General features: G+C 39.3%; 21 protein-coding genes and 1 riboswitch. All 21 genes read left to right on the top strand.

Annotated elements, in window-relative coordinates; genetic code table 11:
* The first annotated feature begins 3 nt into the window (after positions 1–3).
* The 21 genes from B1R93_RS02115 (at position 4) to B1R93_RS02010 (ending at position 19900) form a co-directional block, all read left to right on the top strand.
* Positions 4–1392: a cobyrinic acid a,c-diamide synthase CobB gene (locus tag B1R93_RS02115; protein WP_088102335.1), complete on the top strand. Its 1389-nt coding sequence runs from the start codon at positions 4–6 to the stop codon at positions 1390–1392.
* 14 nt (positions 1393–1406) lie between these two features.
* Complete coding sequence (cobA, locus tag B1R93_RS02110) at positions 1407–2162, top strand: uroporphyrinogen-III C-methyltransferase (RefSeq protein ID WP_088102334.1); 756 nt, start codon at positions 1407–1409, stop codon at positions 2160–2162.
* A gap of 80 nt (positions 2163–2242) precedes the next feature.
* The gene (locus B1R93_RS02105) at positions 2243–3076 is read left to right on the top strand and encodes a class I SAM-dependent methyltransferase (protein WP_088102333.1); all 834 of its coding nucleotides are present in this window, start codon (positions 2243–2245) and stop codon (positions 3074–3076) included.
* Positions 3077–3153: 77 nt separating this feature from the next.
* Positions 3154–3933, top strand: coding sequence for a VLRF1 family aeRF1-type release factor (locus B1R93_RS02100; RefSeq protein ID WP_088102332.1), 780 nt, complete (start codon positions 3154–3156; stop codon positions 3931–3933).
* An 84-nt stretch (positions 3934–4017) separates the two neighbouring features.
* Positions 4018–4989: an AraC family transcriptional regulator gene (locus B1R93_RS02095; RefSeq protein ID WP_088102331.1), complete on the top strand. Its 972-nt coding sequence runs from the start codon at positions 4018–4020 to the stop codon at positions 4987–4989.
* 269 nt (positions 4990–5258) lie between these two features.
* On the top strand, positions 5259–6716 hold the full coding sequence (rhaB, locus tag B1R93_RS02085) for a rhamnulokinase (protein WP_088102329.1): 1458 nt from the start codon (positions 5259–5261) through the stop codon (positions 6714–6716).
* 16 nt (positions 6717–6732) lie between these two features.
* Positions 6733–7980, top strand: a complete 1248-nt coding sequence (gene rhaA / locus B1R93_RS02080) for an L-rhamnose isomerase (protein ID WP_088102328.1) — start codon at positions 6733–6735, stop codon at positions 7978–7980.
* A 72-nt stretch (positions 7981–8052) separates the two neighbouring features.
* The gene (locus tag B1R93_RS02075) at positions 8053–10134 is read left to right on the top strand and encodes a bifunctional aldolase/short-chain dehydrogenase (RefSeq protein WP_280949451.1); all 2082 of its coding nucleotides are present in this window, start codon (positions 8053–8055) and stop codon (positions 10132–10134) included.
* Between the two features lie 156 nt (positions 10135–10290).
* Entirely contained in the window at positions 10291–10770 is a 480-nt protein-coding gene (locus tag B1R93_RS02070) for a metal-dependent hydrolase (protein ID WP_088102326.1), read from the top strand.
* A gap of 216 nt (positions 10771–10986) precedes the next feature.
* Positions 10987–12159, top strand: a complete 1173-nt coding sequence (locus B1R93_RS02065) for a D-alanyl-D-alanine carboxypeptidase family protein (RefSeq protein ID WP_088103369.1) — start codon at positions 10987–10989, stop codon at positions 12157–12159.
* A gap of 126 nt (positions 12160–12285) precedes the next feature.
* Complete coding sequence (spoIIAA, locus tag B1R93_RS02060; RefSeq protein WP_088102325.1) at positions 12286–12636, top strand: anti-sigma F factor antagonist; 351 nt, start codon at positions 12286–12288, stop codon at positions 12634–12636.
* A 3-nt stretch (positions 12637–12639) separates the two neighbouring features.
* Positions 12640–13080 (top strand): anti-sigma F factor, encoded by a 441-nt coding sequence (gene spoIIAB, locus B1R93_RS02055; protein WP_088102324.1) that lies wholly within the window; start codon positions 12640–12642, stop codon positions 13078–13080.
* A 12-nt stretch (positions 13081–13092) separates the two neighbouring features.
* The gene (sigF, locus tag B1R93_RS02050) at positions 13093–13869 is read left to right on the top strand and encodes an RNA polymerase sporulation sigma factor SigF (protein ID WP_088102323.1); all 777 of its coding nucleotides are present in this window, start codon (positions 13093–13095) and stop codon (positions 13867–13869) included.
* 220 nt (positions 13870–14089) lie between these two features.
* Entirely contained in the window at positions 14090–14821 is a 732-nt protein-coding gene (locus tag B1R93_RS02045; RefSeq protein WP_088102322.1) for a ZIP family metal transporter, read from the top strand.
* 168 nt (positions 14822–14989) lie between these two features.
* A complete protein-coding gene (locus tag B1R93_RS02040; protein WP_088103368.1) occupies positions 14990–15598 on the top strand; it encodes a stage V sporulation protein AA in 609 nt (202 codons plus the stop codon).
* Positions 15588–16007, top strand: a complete 420-nt coding sequence (locus B1R93_RS02035; protein ID WP_088102321.1) for a stage V sporulation protein AB — start codon at positions 15588–15590, stop codon at positions 16005–16007. The genes B1R93_RS02040 and B1R93_RS02035 overlap by 11 nt, the downstream gene beginning before the upstream one ends.
* Before the next feature lie 12 nt (positions 16008–16019).
* Entirely contained in the window at positions 16020–16475 is a 456-nt protein-coding gene (gene spoVAC, locus B1R93_RS02030; protein WP_088102320.1) for a stage V sporulation protein AC, read from the top strand.
* 12 nt (positions 16476–16487) lie between these two features.
* Entirely contained in the window at positions 16488–17495 is a 1008-nt protein-coding gene (spoVAD, locus tag B1R93_RS02025) for a stage V sporulation protein AD (RefSeq protein ID WP_088102319.1), read from the top strand.
* A gap of 2 nt (positions 17496–17497) precedes the next feature.
* Complete coding sequence (gene spoVAE / locus B1R93_RS02020) at positions 17498–17848, top strand: stage V sporulation protein AE (RefSeq protein WP_088102318.1); 351 nt, start codon at positions 17498–17500, stop codon at positions 17846–17848.
* A 5-nt stretch (positions 17849–17853) separates the two neighbouring features.
* Entirely contained in the window at positions 17854–18423 is a 570-nt protein-coding gene (gene spoVAEA / locus B1R93_RS02015) for a stage V sporulation protein SpoVABEA (RefSeq protein WP_088102317.1), read from the top strand.
* Positions 18416–19900, top strand: a complete 1485-nt coding sequence (locus B1R93_RS02010) for a spore germination protein (RefSeq protein WP_088102316.1) — start codon at positions 18416–18418, stop codon at positions 19898–19900. Before spoVAEA ends, B1R93_RS02010 begins: the two co-directional genes overlap by 8 nt.
* Positions 19901–20053: 153 nt before the next feature.
* Positions 20054–20234, top strand: a riboswitch (Lysine riboswitch).
* The last annotated feature ends 376 nt before the right edge of the window (positions 20235–20610 follow it).

Here is a 20610-nt window from a genome sequence, read left to right as displayed (position 1 = left end):
AAGATGCAAGCGAGAATGGTAATTGCTGGAACGAATAGTGGTGTAGGAAAAACGACGATTACACTAGGTTTAATGGCTGCTCTTTTAAAGCAGGGACATACGATTCAAGGCTTTAAATGTGGGCCGGATTATATTGATCCTAGCTATCATTCAACCTTAACGAAACGAAAATCACGGAATTTAGATAGTTGGATGTTATCTGCCGATTGGGTAAATGATATTTTTGTTGATGCTAGCCAAGGTGCTGATTTCTCATTGATAGAAGGAGTTATGGGACTTTACGATGGAAAGTCACCTTTAAGTGATAATGGTAGTACAGCGGAAATTAGTATGCTGCTAGAAGCTCCCGTGCTTCTAGCTGTTAATATTGCTAGTATGTCAAGAAGTGCGGCAGCGATTGTGAAAGGGTATCAGCAGTTGAACCCAAATGTGAATATTGCAGGTGTCATGCTGAATCAAGCTGGAAGTGAGCGTCATGCAGATTTATGTAAGCAAGCGATTGAACAAGAATGCGATATACCAGTCATCGGTTTTTTGAAAAAAGGGGATGTACCGAGTATTCCTTCGCGGCATTTAGGGTTAATTCCAGCATTGGAACGCGGGGAACATCAATCATTTTTTGACGAATTAGCCGATGTGTTTACGAAGCAGGTTGATTTAGAAGCAATTAAACAACTTGCACGAACAGCACCTGAGCTAACGTACAAAACGGCAAGCTTCACGCAAAAGCCAAAGCCGGCTTCGGTAAAAATTGCGGTCGCTTATGATTCGGCGTTTAACTTTTATTACGAAGAAAACTTTACATTGCTGCGTCAAGCAGGAGCAGAACTCGTCTTTTTTAGCCCTTTGAACGGAGATGGGTTACCACAGTGTGATGGACTCTATATAGGCGGCGGCTTTCCGGAGGAGTTTGCTAAGGAACTAGCTGCCAATGAACAGTTGAAGAAAGACATTCGTGAGAAACTTGCTGACGGAATGCCAACGTTAGCTGAATGTGGAGGCTACATGTATCTTGGTGAGCAGCTTCGGAATTCGGAGGAAGGTTCATTCACTATGGCTGGGGTGATTCCGATGAATGTTGCCATGCAAAAGAAACGTGCAGCTCTTGGCTATCGAGACGTTACATTGCTTGAAGACACCTTTTTACTAAAAAAGGGTGAAGCGATTCGTGGTCATGAATTTCATTATTCTATGGCTGAATATGTTGGAAAGCAATCGGCGATTTACGAAACAAAGGGCTTACGTGGTGTAAAAGAAGAAGGCTTTTATAAAAATCAGCTAGTAGCGGGTTACACACATCTTCATTTTGGTTCAAATCCTGATGTAGCACAAAATTGGATTCATGCATGCCAAGAGTATCAGCAAGAACGATTAACATCAAGTACAAAGTAACGGAGGACCATCTCATGAGTAAACAGGGTATAGTCTATTTTGTTGGAGCAGGTCCCGGTGACCCAAAGCTTATAACCATGCGGGGATTAGAATGTTTACAAGAAGCTGATTGCATCGTCTATGACAGATTAGCCAATCCAGAATTGATAAAACATGCAAAAGTGGATGTAGAAACGATATTTTGTGGTAAGCTTCCTGACCATCACACATTAACGCAGGATGAAATTAATGCTGTACTCATTGAAAAGGCAAAGGAAGGGAAAAACGTTGTTCGTTTAAAAGGCGGTGATCCCGCCGTATTTGGTCGAGTTGGGGAGGAAGCTGATTTTTGTAAAAAACATGGCATTCCTTATGAAATGATTCCAGGTATTACGGCTGGAATCGCTGCTCCTCTCTATGCGGGAATTCCCATTACACATCGCGAGCATAGCACTTCATTTGCTTGCATAACGGGACATGCTCTCGGGACGGATATGACAGATACACGTTGGCAAGGACTTGCTGATTCGATAGATTCTTTAGTTTTTTATATGGGCATTAAAAATTTACCGATTATTGCCACAAAACTAGTCGAGCATGGGAAAGCACCTGAAACGCCTACTGCTGTTATTGAGTGGGGAACGACGGAAAAGCAGCGAGTCGCGGTTGGAACACTTGGTACAATTGTGCAAGTGATGGAAGAACAACAATTAAAAAATCCAGCAATCATCATTGTAGGCGATGTTGTTGGGTTAAGGGAACAATTAAAGTGGTGGGAAAATGACCTTTAATAAGTTGAAAGGGTGTCGGAAGGAGCAAGTCTTTTTGACACCCTTTCGTTATTGTTAATCAAGAATAAGGGAGTTGTATCATGATTACTCGTGAATGGTCGATGGAGGAAATATGGCAAGAAGGAATGAAAGATGCTCATGGAAGAATTCCTAGTCGAATGCTTAATGACAACGAGGAAGAGGAATTTTGGAAGCGTCATTTAACGAAGAAATCATTCGAGCAACCGGTTGATGACTACGCGCATCAATTAGCAAACCATTTAATGTCGTATATAAAGAGCACAGATTCTGTGTTAGAAATAGGTCCAGGTTGGGGGAACTATACGTTTGCACTTGCGAACAAAGCGAAGAGCATTACGTGTGTAGAGCCTTCAGAAAGCTGCATTCGCTTTTTACAAACAATCAGTGAACAAAACGATCAATCTCTCTCTTTTATTCAATCGAAATGGGAGGATTATGATAACGAAGAAAAAGTGGATGTTGTTGTGGGGATTAATTGCTTTTACCGGATGTTCGAAATTAAAAAGGCTTTAAAACGGATGAATGAGACGGCAACGAGAAAGGCCATTATTGGGATGACGACGGCTCCAATGCGCCCTCATTATGTTGATTTAGAGCGAGAATATGGATGTAGGCTGAATTATCCGAAGCGTGATTATGTGCATCTTTTTCACTTGTTATATGAATTAGGCATTTATGCAAACTGTCAGATGGTTCCACTTGTAAAAACATATACATTTTCTTCACGCGAAGAATTAATTGAGAAAAATAAAGTGAAATTTGTCGACAATCAAATTGAAAGCCAAAAAGTAGAAAAAGCACTTCTCCCTTATATAAAAGAAAAAGATGGACTCTATCATTATACACATCGATTTTATGGAGCATTAATTGATTGGACACCTACGACCATTTAGAAGTTTAATAGAATAAGAATAAGGTTATACATCCTACAGAGAGAAAAATCATTCTAACAATTCAAAGGAGGACAAGTATGTTGAATATGAAGGAACTCCAACAAATGAAAAGTAAGAATGGTGAAAGAGGATGCTTAACCATTTATTTAAATACGGACCAATCTAGTAACGATCAGTGTAAAGGAGAATGGAAAATTCGGTTGAAAAATGGATTAAATAAACTAGAAGAGTATATAGAGGCAAGTGAAGCTGATGCTCTTCCTACTTTCAAAAAGCTGAAGAAACAGGCGATGAAATCAATTGAAGATCTGCAAACTCAGTTATCAAAAAGCTTAGTGTTTATCGGTACAAAGCAAGAGTGGCGTTTGGAAAAGCTTCAGGTTCCAGTTGAAAATGAATTTTATTGGGAAGAGGAACCTATGCTTGAGCAACTAAAAAGCTTAACTGAGAAATATCCTTTAACGGGTATAATCGTGATTCAAAAAATGTACATGGGCATAGTGGAAACAAAGTTAGGTGAAGTCATCTCTGAATACTCATATGATAGGGATATTGAAAACGAAGATTGGAAGCAATATGAAGGTGTTGCTGCAACAGAACGAATCGCTTCTGGTGCCAACCATCGTGACCAATTTGACCAACGTGTTGAGGCGAATCAGCACCGCTGGTTAAAGGAGCTAGCCTCTCTTATTGAGAAAAGGGCCGACCAGCAACGTTGGCAAGAAATATATTTAGTTGGTTCAGAAATGAGTCAAGAGTTTCGTAAATATTTGCTTGAAAGAAAGGTAAGGTTAATCAAGAAAAATCTTACAAATCGTAAGGCGCATGAACTCGTTCATGAGGTTCTTGCATCGTAATTTTTTAAGGGGGTGTCTCGTATTGAAGACATCCTCTTTTTCTATGTTATACTAATAAAAACGTGATCGCACTGAGGTGAGAAGATGAGTGTAGAGGGTTTATTGTCGGAATTACTAGAGCTGACAGAAGAAGAACAAGAAATCTTGCGCTCAAACAAAACGATTACAAAGGATACGTATACGAGCCAGTCGGATTTTATCATTGAAAGTGAGAAATTTCTAAATCCAGATACAATGATTATGGTTCGCAAACATACAAGATTTATTGCTTTTCCAAAGCACAAGCATAATTATATTGAATTGAATTATGTATTTAACGGGGGATTGCATCAAACCGTTGGAGGAGAAAAGTTACATCTCAAAAAAGGTGAGTTACTCTTTCTAAACCAGCATATTGAACATGAAATTGAGGCTTGTGAAGAAGACGATATCGTTATTAATTTTATTATTCAACCAAAATTTTTCGAGTTTGTGTTTTCATTTTTAAACACAGAAAATAGAGTCAGCAATTTCTTAGTCAATAGTTTATATAATCATACTCATGATGGTCAGTTTTTATATTTTAAAATTTCAGAGGTTGAGAGTATTCAGGAACTCATTCATAAAATAATTGAGGAAATCATGCATTCCTCTTTCATGTCTGAATCAACGATTAAACTTTATATGGGTCTTCTAGTAGTTGAATTAATTAAGCATTCCGATAAAGTAGAACAAACCAAAACTCAGTCATTAAAACATATGCTTGTCATTGAATCTTTAAAATATATTCACTCAAATTATCAAGAAGCTTCGTTATACGAGTTAGCCAAAAACGTAAACCAACCTCATTATTTGCTAAGTAAAATTATAAAAAGTGCAACGAACCATACATTCAAAGAACTATTACAAGAACGACGGCTATTGAAGGCGAAAGAATTATTGGAATCGAGTGAAGTCGCCATATCAGCGATTGTAGAACAAGTGGGCTATGATAATATTAGTTACTTTTATCGTATTTTCAAGGAAAAGTACGGACAGACACCTAAGAAGTATCGAGAGAATTGGAAACAGTTATAAGAGAAGATAAAACAAGCGTATTTTCTTGTTTTATCTTCTTTTTTATATTAAACGTTAGAGAGCAAGCAGGGGCTTCGCTATCTGATTCAAAAAGCCTTGAGGGAATAATCATAGAAGGCAATGGCTCCGCGCCCTGCGCGCCCCTACAAGAAGAGAGCTTGAAGGGGATTAAAAGCAAGCAGGGGCTTCGCTCATTGCTTAATCGAATCAGCTGGCGCTGATTCGATTGCAAATAAGGACAAAAAAAATGTAAATGGCGATATAGGAGGATGGTTGATTTTTCGTTACGATATAAGAAAGCGTTTACGATAAGAGGTGATAACGTGACAACGTATAGTTTAGCTGTTGATATTGGTGCCTCTAGTGGTCGTTTGATTTTAGGTCATATGGAAAAGAATCAAATGAAACTTAGAGAAGTGCACCGCTTTAAAAATAAAATAGTTCAAAAAGGGGAGCACTTTTGCTGGGAAGTTGATCTGTTATTTTCGGAAATCAAGACAGGGATTAAAAAATGCCTAGCAGAGGGAATTAAACCTAGCAGTATCGGGATAGATACGTGGGCGGTTGATTTTGTGTTACTTGATGAAAACGATAAGTTGCTAACCGATGCCGTTGCTTACCGTGATTCGAGAACAGATGGCATGATGGAAAAAGTCTTTCAAACCATTATGAAAGAACGACTGTATTTAGAAACTGGGATTCAGTTTCAAAAATTTAATACGATTTACCAGCTATATTCTTTAAAGGAAACTCAGCCTGAAGTACTGGAAAAAGCTAAAACGTTTTTGATGATTCCTGATTATCTCAATTATTTATTAACTGGAAAAAAGGTAAATGAGTATACAAACGCGACATCAACACAGCTCGTAAGTGCATTTACGAAAAAATGGGATCACGATATTTTAACGAAATTAGGCATTCAAACCGAGATGTTTCAGGACATCCATCCACCACAAACGGTGGTTGGTTCATTAAGAGAGGAATTAGTTGCAGAATTCGGTTGTGATATGGACGTTGTATTACCGGCGACGCATGATACCGGATCTGCGGTTGTTGCTGTTCCGGCCTTAGATGAAACGATTTATATTAGCTCAGGTACATGGTCTCTCATTGGTGTTGAAAATCATTTTCCGATTTGTGTCACAAAAGCATTGGATTATAACTTTACGAATGAGGGAGGCGTTGATTACCGTTACCGCTTCTTAAAAAATATCATGGGGCTTTGGATGATTCAGGAGGTAAAACGAAACTACAATGATAAGTATTCATTTGCAGAGCTCGTTGATTTAAGTCGAGATGTTCAAGAGTTTAAGGCAACAGTAAATGTTGATGATGAACGGTTTCTCCTTCCCGAGAACATGATTTCTGCCATTCAAGATTATTGCAGGGAAACACATCAGCAAGTTCCAATAACACCAGGTGAAGTCGCTAAATGTGTGTTTGATAGTTTAGCTGTTAGTTATCAACAAGCAGTTCATGAGATTGAAGACATCTTTGAACGGGAATTTAAAACGATACACGTTATCGGCGGTGGTTGTCAAAATGAGTTATTAAATCAATTAATCGCAAATGTCACGCAAAAGGAAGTGTTTGCCGGGCCTGTTGAAGCAACGGCAATTGGTAATCTAGCTGTTCAATTAATGACATTAGGTGAAATTGAGAGCATTCATGAGGCTAGAAGTATTATTAAACAGTCATTTGAGGTTAGAACATATACATCAAAATAAGGAAGAGGGATAAATGATGACACAATATGAAGCTGCGAAAAAACAGTATGAAAAATGGGGAATTAATGTAGAAGAAGTTCTTGAAAAGCTAGAAAAAGTAGCGATCTCCGTTCATTGCTGGCAAGGTGATGATGTAGGTGGATTCGAAGTTAATCAAAGTGAGTTATCAGGTGGGATTGATGTAACAGGCAACTACCAAGGAAAGGCTCGTACACCTGATGAGCTTCGTAGCGATTTAGAAAAGGCGCTCTCCCTTATTCCAGGAAAGCATAAGGTAAACTTACATGCCATTTATGCTGAAACAAATGGAGAAGTCGTTGAGCGTGACCAGCTAGAACCAAAACATTTTGAAAAATGGGTGGAATGGGCAAAAAAGAACGGACTTGGCTTAGATTTTAATCCAACGCTATTCTCTCATGAAAAAGCAGCGGATGGTTTAACGTTGTCACACCCAGATGCAGACATTCGTCAATATTGGATTGACCATTGTATTGCTAGCCGTAAGATTGGTGCGTATTTCGGGAAAGAATTAAACAATCCTTGTTTAACGAACATTTGGATTCCGGATGGATACAAAGATGTACCGAGTGACCGTTTAACACCGAGAAAACGATTAAAAGACTCATTAGATGAGATTTTCAGCGTAGATGTAGACGAAAACTATAACATTGATGCAGTAGAAAGTAAGCTATTTGGAATTGGTTCTGAAGCTTATGTTGTTGGTTCACACGAATTTTATTTAAGCTATGCTCTCCAAAATAATAAATTATGCTTACTAGATACAGGACACTATCACCCTACTGAAATGGTTTCAAACAAAATCTCATCTATGCTTTTATTCAGTGAAAAACTAGCACTACATGTATCAAGACCAGTACGTTGGGATAGTGACCACGTTGTTACATTAGATGATGAATTACGAGAAATTGCACTTGAAATTGTCCGCAATGATGCTCTTGATCGCGTCATGATTGGACTTGATTTCTTTGATGCTAGTATTAATCGCATTGCTGCGTGGACAATCGGAACACGGAATATGATTAAAGCATTATTGTACGCGATGCTCACACCAAATGAGTACTTGAAGCAGCTTCAGGAAGAAGGAAACTTTACTGAAAGACTAGCGTTAATAGAAGAGTTTAAAACGTACCCATTTGGAGCCATTTGGAACTACTATTGTGAGAAGCTGGGTGTTCCTACTCAAGAAAATTGGTTAGAAGATGTTAAACAATATGAAGAAGATGTATTATCAAAACGTTCATAAACAAAAATAAAAATAAAATAACAAAAATAAACGGGTATATGATATAGTATAAACAAACAATAAAACACAAAAGTGGAGGTTAATATGGTTAAAAATCTATGGGTTGATTCAGAGGCTAGTAAGTTAAATCCAGGTTTAGATGAATTAGTGTATCGTTCAAATTTAATTGGTTCAGACCGTGCTGTGTGTAACTGGGGTGGCGGTAACACGTCAATGAAAACGATTGAGAAAGACTTTAGAGGTCGTGATATCGAAGTTATGTGGGTGAAAGGAAGTGGCTCGGACTTAGCAACGATGGGAGCAAAGAACTTCACTGGTTTAAACCTTGAGGATATTCGTCCATTAATTGAGCGTGATGAAATGCCTGATGAAGAGATGGTTGCTTATCTAGGTCATTGTATGATTGATAGCAAGCATCCTAGAGCATCTATTGAAACATTATTGCATGCCTTCCTACCATTCAAGCATGTCGATCATACTCATCCTGATGCAATTATTAGTCTGTGCTGTGCGGATAACGGGAAAGAATTAGCAAAAGAAATTTTTGGTGATCGTTTTGTTTGGGTACCGTATGTACGCCCTGGGTTTACCCTTTCAAAAATGATTGCAGAGGGCGTTCAAAACAATCCGAACGCAGAGTTAGTTTTAATGGAAAAACACGGATTAGTCGTTTGGGGAGAAACAGCGAAAGAAAGCTATGACAAAACGATTTCTGTCATTAATGAAGCTGCTGAATATATCGCAGCTAAACAAGAAGAAAACAAGATTTTTGCTGGTCAAAAGTATCAGTCACTTTCTGAGGAAGAGCGTAAAAATGTTCTAGCAAAAGTGATGCCGGTTATCCGTGGTGCCGTGAGCGATGAAAAGAAAATGCTCTTAACATATGATGATGCAGATGATGTATTAGAGTTTGTAAATAGCCAAGACGCTCCGAAGCTCTCACAAGTAGGTGCTGCTTGCCCTGACCACTTAGTTCATACAAAACGTGTTCCATTGTATATTGATTGGAATCCGCAAGATGAAGATGTGGATACATTAATCGAAAAGATTAAAGCAGGTATTGAAGGCTTTAAAGAAGAGTACAAAGCTTACTTTGACCGCAACAAAACTGAGGGCGATGTAATGTTTGAGCCAGCTCCTCGTGTTATCTTAATTCCGGGTCTCGGTATGGTAAACTCCGGTAAAAACCTTGTGATGGCAAATGTAAGTGGAGCTCTTTACCATCGTGCAATTGCTGTTATGAAAGGTTCAACGGCTCTTGGAGAGTTCGTATCATTAAATGAAAACGAATCATACCAAATTGAGTACTGGCCATTAGAGCTTTACAAACTATCGTTGGCTCCAGCTGAAGCGGAATTTTCTAGAAAGGTAGCCTTTATCACAGGTGGTGCTGGTGGTATCGGTAGTGCAACAGCTCGTCGCCTCGTTGACGAAGGTGCTCATGTGGTGTTAGCAGACTTAAACCTTGAAGGGGCAGAAAAAGTAGCTGCTGAAATTAACGATGAATACGGCGAAGGACGTGCCCTAGCTGTTAAAATGGACGTAACGAAAGAAGACATGGTTCAAGCGGCTTATGCTAAAACAGCATTAACTTACGGTGGCGTTGATATCATAGTTAACAATGCAGGGCTTGCTACATCTAGTCCATTCGATGAAACATCGCTTGATGAGTGGAACTTAAACATGAACGTTCTAGGAACAGGTTATTTTTTAGTTGCTCGTGAAGCATTCAAACAAATGAAAGATCAAGCAATCGGTGGAAGCATGGTCTTCATCGGTTCGAAAAACTCCGTTTATGCTGGGAAAAATGCATCCGCATATAGCTCTGTTAAAGCGATGGAAACACATCTTGCAAGATGTATCGCAGCAGAGGGTGGAGAGTTTGGAATCCGTGTTAACTCTGTTCTTCCAGATGCGGTTTTACAAGGTTCTGCGATTTGGGGTTCAAGATGGCGTGAAGAGCGTGCCGCAGCTTATGGTATTGACCCAGATCAGCTTGAAGAGCATTACCGTAAGCGTACAACGCTTCTTGTGAACATTTATCCAGCTGATATTGCGGAGTCAATTGCTTTCTTCGCATCAGATAAATCAGACCGTACAACTGGTTGTATGATTACAGTTGATGGTGGTGTACCAGCAGCCTTTACACGTTAATAGTAGAATTAGAAGAGGCTGTGCCAAAAGGTTGTTTTTTAACCTTTTGGCACTTTTTGTGTAAAACAGTAAAATTGTTAATGAACTAATAGTTTGACGTTTCTTTTAGTCCTCGCTATGGTATGATTAACGAATTGTAGCGGAGGAGCTGAAGGGATGACTGGTAAAACGCATATTGTAGGAGGACTGTCAGCTTGCCTGTTCGTTGACACTGTTATAGTGTCACAGGCTAGCCCGTTATTTTATTTTGCTGGGGTTGCCGGTGCATTATTGCCTGATATATGTCATCGGAAATCAAAAATGGGACGGAAAGTACCTTTATTATCAACGATTATTTCGCTCGTGTTTGGACATAGAACATTTACACACAGCATTTTGTTTATTGGCATTATTCTCTTATTGGTACATTTGCTGTTACCTAATGCGATGATGATAAGAGATGGATTATTTATTGGTCTTATTAGTCATTTATTATTAGATGCTGCAACTGCAAGAGGCATTCAAATGTTTTATCCATTGAAATTAAAGGTTCGACTTCCACTTTATACGAAAACCGGGAGTGTGATAGAGCATGTTTTTTTCTTTTTTCTCTGTTTATCGATGGTGTACATGCTTATAGAATTAGCGAATAATTGATGATAGTGGAGTACTACAAAGGTTTATAGCCCTGTAGTACTCTTTTTTATAATGTTTAAGTGAAAGAAAAAGTCTGAATGAGTATTGCTTACATTCTTCGTGCAAGGTATGTATAAAAAAGAAATACATGGTAAAACTGGTAGGTAGCATACTTAGGTGACGTTTCAATTACGTCCTTAGGAACGACTTTGATAATGAGATGGAGGTCGGATGGAGATGAGGAAAGTCCTATCCAGTTTACTAGCTGTACTACTAATTTTTAGTTATGCTTCACCATTTGCTAATGCTACTGAAGAGAAAAAAGTGAAATTAGCGGAAAACGCATCTTCAGCAATTGTTATTGAACGAGACACGGGGGAGTTATTATTTGAAAAAAACAGTCATGAAAAGCTCCCACCAGCAAGTATGACCAAAATTATGACAATGCTTCTAATCATGGAGGCGATTGATAAAGGTTCAATAAAATATGATGATATGGTGAGAACAAGTGAATATGCAGCATCAATGGGAGGTTCTCAAATCTTTTTAGAGCCTGGTGAAGAGATGTCGGTTTCGGATATGTTAAAAGCAATTGCGGTAGCGTCTGGGAATGATGCATCTGTCGCAATGGCCGAGCATATCGCGGGAACGGAAGATGAATTTGTAGCGATGATGAATGAAAAGGCAAAAGAGTTAGGATTAGAAAATACAAATTTCATGAATTCGAATGGGTTGCCCGCGGAAAATCATTACACAACTGCATATGATTTAGCGATGATATCCAAGGAATTATTAAAGTATGAAGATATAACAAAATATACAGGTATTTATGAGGACTATCTTCGTGCTGATACGGATAACAAATTTTGGTTAGTAAATACAAATAAGCTTGTTAAATTTTACCCGGGGGTAGATGGTTTAAAGACAGGATTTACACGTGAAGCGATGTATTGTTTAACGGCGACCGCAGAGAAAAATGGTATGCGTGTGATTTCTGTCATTATGGGTGCGCCTACACCGAAGGAACGGAATGCGCAAATTACAAGCATGCTTGATTATTCATTTAGTCAATTTATGACACATAAGCTATATGATCGTGACTATGCATTGGCTGATGTGAAAGTAAGTAAAGGTGATAAAGATAAGATTCCTGTAGTAACAGCTGAATCTGTATCAATATTAACGAAAAAAGGTGTCAAAATTGATGATGTTGTCGAAAGACTTGAGATCGATGATCATTTAAAAGCGCCAATAAAAAAAGGTGATCGAATCGGTACGTTATTTATTGAACAAGAAAATAATGTACTAAGTGAAACGCCACTTGTCGCTGGAGAAGATGTTTATAGTGCTTCTTGGTGGAAGCTATTTAAACGCGCACTCGCGAAATTTGGTGCCTCAGAAGGCGAATAAGCACAACATTTTACGAATAGACACTAGTTTTGTCATCGAGAAGGGATTGGATAAAAAGAAAGCGAAACTCTCTCTATCAAGAAATAGCAGGGATACCTGTAATACGACCTAGAGGGAGTGAAGATAGTGAGTTTACTCATCGATTTAGAGCGAAAAGGTAGTGTATTGCTCGTTCGTTTAGAAGGCGAGCTAGACCATCACACAGCCGAAGAATTAAGAGGACAGGTTGAGGCTCAACTTGCAGATGCCGACATCAAACATATCTTACTAAATCTAGAGCAGCTATCATTTATGGACAGTTCTGGTCTTGGTGTTATTTTAGGAAGATATAAGCAGATAAAAGGAAATGGGGGCGAAATGGTCGTTTGTGCAATTTCGCCTGCTGTGAAACGATTATTTGAAATGTCGGGATTGTTCAAAATTATTCGTTTGGAAGAAAGTGAACAATTTGCTCTGCAAACGTTGGGGGTGGCATAATCTATGCAAAATGTGATGGATCTTAAATTTTCAGCACAAAGTCAAAATGAGTCTTTTGCTCGTGTAACAGTTGGGGCATTTATAGCTCAACTTGATCCTACGATGGATGAAATGACAGAAATCAAAACCGTTGTCTCCGAAGCTGTAACGAATGCGATTATTCATGGGTATCATAATCAACCTGATGGAATGGTCTATATTCATGTAACGCTTGATCAAGGAATGATCGAATTAACGATTCGTGATGAAGGAATGGGAATTTCCGATATTGATGAGGCTCGCCAACCTCTGTTTACGACAAAACCTGAGCTCGAACGTTCGGGAATGGGCTTTACGATTATGGAAAATTTCATGGATGAGATCAAAGTCATCTCTGAACCGATGATTGGGACGACGGTGTATTTAAAAAAACACCTTACAAATAGCAAAGCGATTTGTAATTAAGGAGTTTTGCCTATGGATGTCGAGGTAAAACAAGGAAAGCAAGGGAAACAGAAGAAGGAAGCCCATTTTTCAGATCGTGAAGTAAAGGAATTGATTGCGAGAAGTCAGGCGGGAGATGTCGAGGCGAGAGATTTAATCGTGAACAAGAATACACGTCTAGTTTGGTCTGTCGTTCAACGTTTTATGAATCGAGGCTATGAAGCTGATGATTTATTTCAAATCGGTTGTATCGGACTGATAAAATCTGTTGATAAATTTGATCTAAGCTATGATGTCAAATTTTCAACATATGCGGTACCGATGATTATCGGGGAAATTCAACGTTTTCTCCGTGATGACGGTACGGTAAAGGTTAGCCGTTCTATTAAAGAGCTAAGCAATAAGATTCGGAAAATGAAGGATGATTTGACGAAAACATTAGGACGTGTTCCAACTATTAATGAAATTGCTGAACAGCTAGACATTACACCAGAGGAGGTTGTATTTGCTGGTGAAGCAAGTCGGTCCCTCTCATCTATTCATGAAACAGTATATGAAAATGATGGAGATCCAATCACACTTCTAGATCAAATTGCTGATCAAACAGAAACGAAATGGTTCGACAAAATTGCGTTAAAGGAAGCCATTCGTGACTTAGATGAGCGTGAACGATTGATTGTCTACTTACGATACTATAAAGATCAAACACAGTCCGAGGTAGCAGCAAGACTAGGGATTTCCCAGGTTCAAGTATCAAGACTTGAGAAAAAGATTCTCGAACAAATGAAACAGGAAATGGGAGATCAATAATGACCCCTGTGGAAAACAGTTCAGGCATGCCTGAACTGTTTTTTTTGATGATGTGAAGTAATTTTAACGGCGCATAATGAGAGGAATGCATACATAATAATAAAATAATGATTGACTTTACGGACAATTTAAACTATTTTCAATCCTATATAATAAATATAAATGAAATAATAGCAACTAGAAGTCTCTTGGTGGGCTAGATAAAAAGGGAGTAATGACAATGACAGAGGCACTGTATGGTAGTTTTTTAGCTGCGATGGCAACCGTTTTAGGAGCAGTACCGCTCTTTTTTGTAAAACAATTATCTGAAAAGTGGAAGGATATTCTAGTCGCATTCACAGCTGGTATTATGGTTTCGGCATCAACCTTTGGTTTAATGCCGCAAGCATTAGAAGAGTCAGGATTAATTGTGTTAACAATTGGTTTAATAATTGGTGTTGTTATTTTAGATTTAATTGAAAAAAATATCCCTCATATTGATGTTGAAAATGAATCAGGTATTGCTTATTTTGATTCGAAATCATTATTAGTGATCATCGCACTCTTTATACATAATATTCCTGAAGGCATGAGTATGGGGTTTAGTTATGCAAGTCAAAACGAAAGCTTAGGTCCAATTGTCGCGATTGCAATTGGGGCTCAAAATATGCCTGAAGGATTAATCTTAGCAGTCTTTCTACTAAATTCGAAGGTAAGAAAGGGAAAAGCGTTATTAATTGTAACCCTTACAGCGTTTGTTGAGGTTCTGGCAGCTCTTATTGGCTTTTTTGCAGCAAGCTTTGTTCAGCCACTTATAGGATACGGTCTAGCGTTTGCAGCAGGAGCTATGGTATTTATCGTTTATAAAGAATTAATTCCTGAAAGTCATGGTCATGGCTTTGAACGTGAATCAACCTATTCGTTTATTATCGGGCTACTAATTATGCTTTATATTAGCCATATTTTCGGTTAAATGCAGCAAAAGGGGCTACTCAATACGTCGAGAAATCGGCCATTTGGGTAGTCCTTTCTTATTATAGTGGTGGTCGAATGGCGATGAATGATATTCGCCAAGATCATCCATACTATTACGTATAAATGAGACTCCTGAAAGGTGGGATATAGGGTGCCAGACGAGGTAATGTATGTTCGAATGAGACATCGTGTGACGGCCAAAAACGAGCAGCGCATTACAATTGGCGATGTTGCGCAGGTTATTGCACATGACAGTTTACTTGCTCGCGTAACAAAGGTCCCTCTTCACCAAATCACAACAGAGGATCACAATGTCATTATCATTGATGTGATGAAGGTTATCTCTGTTATTCGTAAGATGCATCCAAACCTTGATATTCAGACGATAGGACCGCCACAAACAATCATTCAAGTTGACATGAAAAAACATCGAATGGGACCAGTTTTTGTGGCGTTTGTTTGGTTCCTTCTATTTATTGGAGCTGGATTGGCACTGATGAACTTTCATGAAGATGTTAGTATGCGAGAAGTGCAAATTCGAATCTTTCAATTAATTACTGGAAATGAAATAGCAAAACCGCTACTTTTGCAAATACCGTATTCGATCGGCCTCGGCTTAGGAATGATTATATTTTTTAACCATTTATTTAGGAAAAGAATTAATGAAGAGCCAAGCCCATTAGAGCTAGAAATGTTTAATTATCAACAAAATCTCGATCAATACGTTAGTCTCCATGAAAACAAGGAGAGTATAAAGAAATTAGATGGTGATTGAATCCGTTGCTGTCATCGTTATTGGGCTTGGGGGCGGCTTGGCTGTTGGAAGTGGCTTTGTTGCTTTTTTAACTATGCTCGGTGTTGTTCCGAGATTAACACAGCTTACTCGAACAGGGAAATATATTCATGCGTATGAATGGGCGGTTATTATCGGTGCTCAAGCCGGAACCTGGTTTAGCTTTTATGAGTTTAATCTAGGAATGTCTCCGCTTTTCGCGATTCCAGTTGGACTAGCAGCTGGGGTATTTGTAGGAATGCTAGCGGCAGCATTAACGGAAGTATTAAACGTCCTTCCGATTTTAGCGAAACGATTAGGGATTGTAGATAGAATCATTGTATTATTAATGGCTATCGTATTAGGAAAAGTGATCGGCTCCTTGTTTCATTGGATTTATTTTGTAGATTAAGGAGGACAGGTTGTGCTAACAGATGAACAGAAGCAATATCAAAAAAACATAGGGCTCTATCAACCAAAACGTCACGTCATTAAAAACTGCTTTAAAGCATTCATCGTTGGCGGATCCATTTGTGCACTTGGTCAGTTTATTAGCAATGTTTATATCACATACTTTCCAATGACGCAAAAGGAAGCAATGAGTCCTACCATTGCAACACTGATTTTAGTTGCAGCGCTTTTGACAGGGTTTGGTGTTTATGATCGGCTTGGACAGTTTGCTGGGGCAGGATCTCTTGTTCCAGTGACGGGATTTTCTAATGCTATGACAAGTGCTGCTCTCGAGCATCGCAGTGAAGGTCTCGTTTTTGGTATTGGGGCAAACATGTTTAAATTAACAGGTGCAGTTATCGCATTTGGCGTTCTTTCAGCATACCTAGTTAGTTTAACGAGGCTCTTAATTAAAATGCTTATACAATAAGGGGGGCTTACTGTGAAGCGATTAGGAAAACAAACGTGGAGCTTTACGAATTCAGTCTATGTCCAAGCAACAGGCACCGTCGTTGGGCCGACTGAGGCAGAAGGGCCACTTCGTGATTGCTTTGACCGTAAGTATAACAATCTTTACTGTGGAGAAGATAACTGGGAGCTAGCTGAACGGAAATTGCTTAAGGAGTCTATCGATATTTGCTTGGAAAAGAAAAATCGCAATATAAGTGATGTCGATTTTTTTTTAGCTGGTGATTTACTCAATCAGACGGTCACTTCCAACTATGTTGCAAGAACGTTGGATACGCCGTTTCTTGGCATGTTTTCTGCATGTGCTACGTCTATGGAAACGTTAGCAGTTGGCTCTATGCTTATTGATGGAGGTTACGGGGAACTCGTTCTTGCTGCAACTAGTAGTCACCATTCAACGGCGGAAAGACAATTTCGCTATCCAACTGAATTCGGAGGCCAGCGTCCTGAAACATCTACATTTACAGTTACCGGAGCGGGAGCTGTTTTAATTGGCAGTAACTCCTCAGCAATTAGGGTAAAAGAAGCAACGATTGGAAAAGTGGTTGATATGGGGATCATGAATCCTTTTGATATGGGAGCGGCAATGGCTCCAGCTGCCGCACAAACGATCCAGGCTCATTTAAGAGAAACGAAAAGAGATGCAAGCTATTATGATTACATTGTTACGGGAGATTTATCTCGTGTAGGAAGTGGGATTTTACGAAAGCTGCTACAAGAAAAAGGTATTCAGTTAAATGATAATTACGATGATTGTGGGGTGATGATCTATTCTCCTGATCAACCAGTTTTTGCTGGTGGGAGTGGTCCAGCCTGCGCTGCTGTTGTTACTTACGGTCATCTGCTTAAAGAAATGAACCGTGGCAATATTAAAAGACTTCTTGTTGTTGCAACAGGTGCCCTACTTAGTCCATTAATGATTCAGCAAAAAGAATCAATACCTTGTATTGCCCATGCTGTTTCCTTAGAAACGGAGGTTTAATAATGGAGTATGTGATTGCATTTGTCGTTGGAGGGATCATTTGTATCTTCGGACAACTGTTACTAGATATTGCCAAGCTTTCACCAACTCACACGTTAAGTACGCTCGTTGTTGCAGGCGCATTACTAGATGGTTTTCACTTATATGATCGGTTAATTGATTTTGCAGGTGCTGGTGCAACGGTTCCGATTACGAGTTTTGGTCATGCTCTCGTTCATGGGGCAATGGCAGAGGGTGAACGTTTCGGATTTTTAGGAGTTGGAATGGGTGTATTCGAAGTCACTTCAGTAGGGATATCTTCAGCAATTTTATTTAGCTTTCTTGTGGCATTGTTTTTTAAACCAAAGGGGTGAAAAAGGTGAGAACGAAACGAAGAGTGATTCTCATCACCGATGGGGATGAATCTGCGTGTAAAGCCGTTGAACAAGCAGCAAAAGAAATTGGTGGACGCTGTATTACTCAATCATGGGGAAATCCGACCGTGCTAACGGGTGAGGAGATTGTCTCACACATTCAAAAGACTCCTCATGACCCAGTCCTTGTGATGTTCGATGATTGTGGATTTCGTAATGAAGGGCCTGGTGAAGCAGCAATGCGATATGTTGCTACTCATCCAGAGATTGACGTATTAGGGGCAATTGCTGTAGCATCCGCTACTCATTCAAGTGAGTGGACAAAAGTAGATATCAGTCTAGACCGTTATGGGCATTTAACAGAATTTGGAGTCGACAAAGATGGTTTAGCTGATTTGGAAATAGGCAGAATAAATGGAGATACGGTTTACGTTTTGGATGAACTTAACATCCCAGTTATTGTCGGTGTAGGTGATATTGGAAAAATGGCAGGACTGGATACCGTAGAAAAAGGCGCACCGATAACAAAAAAAGCCGTGGAAATTATCTTAGAACGGAGCGGATATCATGAGTAAAGCAAAAAATAAAACACCGTTTTCTCAGGATATTAAAGCGAACGAGGAATTGATAAAACAACGGGTCGGTTTTGGTACGTCCTTTGATGTTGGTGTTCGTAAACTTTCAATACTTGACAAAGAAATTCAAATTTACTTTGTAAACGGGTTATGTGACATTCAGTATATTATTGAGCTGTTAAAGGAACTAATGGATTTAGACGCCAGAGGAAGAAAAACAGCTGATGTTAAAAAAGCTATTCATAATCATCTAACCCATGTCCAGGTTGAGACGACGGATAATATGGATGATGCAATCACAAAGATGTTATCTGGGCTTGTCTTTATTTTAGTTGAAGGTGAAGATGAGGCATTTGTTATTGATGTTCGTAGTTACCCTGGGCGTGGTCCGGAAGAGCCTGATACAGAGCGAGTTGTCCGTGGGGCACGTGATGGTTATACAGAAAATATTATTTTAAACACGGCTCTCACTCGAAGACGAATTCGCGATGAGCGTCTACGACATGAAATTATGCAGGTCGGTGAACGTTCCAAAACTGATATTTGTCTATCCTATATTGATGGAATAGCGGATCCAGACCTTGTTAAAATTATCAAAAAAGAGCTTGAGGATATTAATATAGACGGTTTAACAATGGCCGATAAAATTGTTGAGGAATATATTGTGAAGCAAGGTGTCAACCCTTTTCCTCTTGTTCGCTATACGGAACGACCAGATGTTGCTGCTACTCATTTATTAGAGGGGCATATTCTTATCATGGTTGATACTTCGCCAAGTGTCATTATTGCACCAACAACCATTTTCCATCATGTTCAGCATGCAGAGGAATATCGTCAAGCACCTGCAATTGGAACGTTTGTGCGGTGGACAAGGTTTATTGGTATTTTATTTTCACTATTTATTTTACCTTTTTGGTTATTATTAGTCATACAGCCGACAATACTACCAGCTGGATTAGACTTTATTGGGCCACAGGAAACAAATAACATTCCTATTTTTTTACAAATTGTTTTTGCGGAATTAGGGATTGAATTATTAAGAATGGCTGCTATTCATACTCCTTCTCCGCTAGCGACAGCACTAGGTTTAGTTGCTGCATTACTCATCGGGGAAATCGCCATCCAAGTTGGTTATTTCACCCCAGAGGTTATTCTATATGTAGCTCTAGGTGCGATCGGTATGTTTGCGACACCAAGTTATGAGCTTGGCGTTGGTTTACGGGTGGCAAGAATGATGCTACTCATTCTTGTTGTAATATTTAAAGCTCCTGGCTTTATTATCGGCACAACGATCTTTTTCTTATTACTTGTATCAATTAAAGCCTTTAACAAGCCATATTTATGGCCATTTTTACCATTTGATCCTCCTGCTATTTGGCAGATTCTTATTCGTTCGACTGTGCCGTCGATGCGCTGGAGACCAAGCATTGTCAATCCTCAAGATCCGGTTAAGCAAAGGTCAGGTACAAATGAGTAATGTTTTCGAGATTGTTTCAAAAGGAAAAATCACCCTTTTGGAACAATCTTTTATTTGGATTGAATAGGAAGGGAATAGGAGGAGAGTTAGGGTTGAAGCATTATCCTGATTATGTTAAAGTTAATATCGACAATTTTATTTTATCCTCATAATATATGGGGTAGAGGCGCAAAGCGAATGAGTACACTTATGGGAGCGTTTGGTAGTGATGAGCTAAGTGGAAAGGTCAATTTGCCGAAGCATGTATGTGAATGCCAATGAACAGCATCGCTGGGTCGTTGCTGAACAAGCAACGGACTGTCACTGATTGTGTCAGTGGAGGACTATTCTATCGAGGTTACTCTTGTGCGAATTTACAGCAGCTAGTGTAACAACATTAGCTGCTTTTTGTATAGCCGCGCGAACTATGCGCGGCGGCAGCCGACCAGAGGGAGGCTCATGTTGTAAAGGTTTGTATAGCCGCGCGAACTATGCGTGGCGGCAGCCGACCAGAGGGAGGCTCATGTTGTAAAGGTTTGTATAGCCGCGCGAACTATGCGCGGCGGCAGGTGACCGCCACCAGCGAGTTAGGGAAAATAAAGGAGAGATCAACATGTTTATGCATGGAACAAGCAGAATAAATAGTAGTGGACATTTAGAAATTGGTGGGGTTGACACAGTACAGCTTGCAAAGGAATTTGGGACACCTTTGTTTGTATATGATGTCGCAT

It is taken from the genome of Halalkalibacter urbisdiaboli, assembly GCF_002156385.1.
GTDB classification, from domain to species: domain Bacteria; phylum Bacillota; class Bacilli; order Bacillales; family Bacillaceae_D; genus Halalkalibacter_A; species Halalkalibacter_A urbisdiaboli.
The sequence above is the reverse complement of the archived record's forward strand: the minus strand, read 5'-3'. Positions and strand labels throughout refer to the sequence as shown.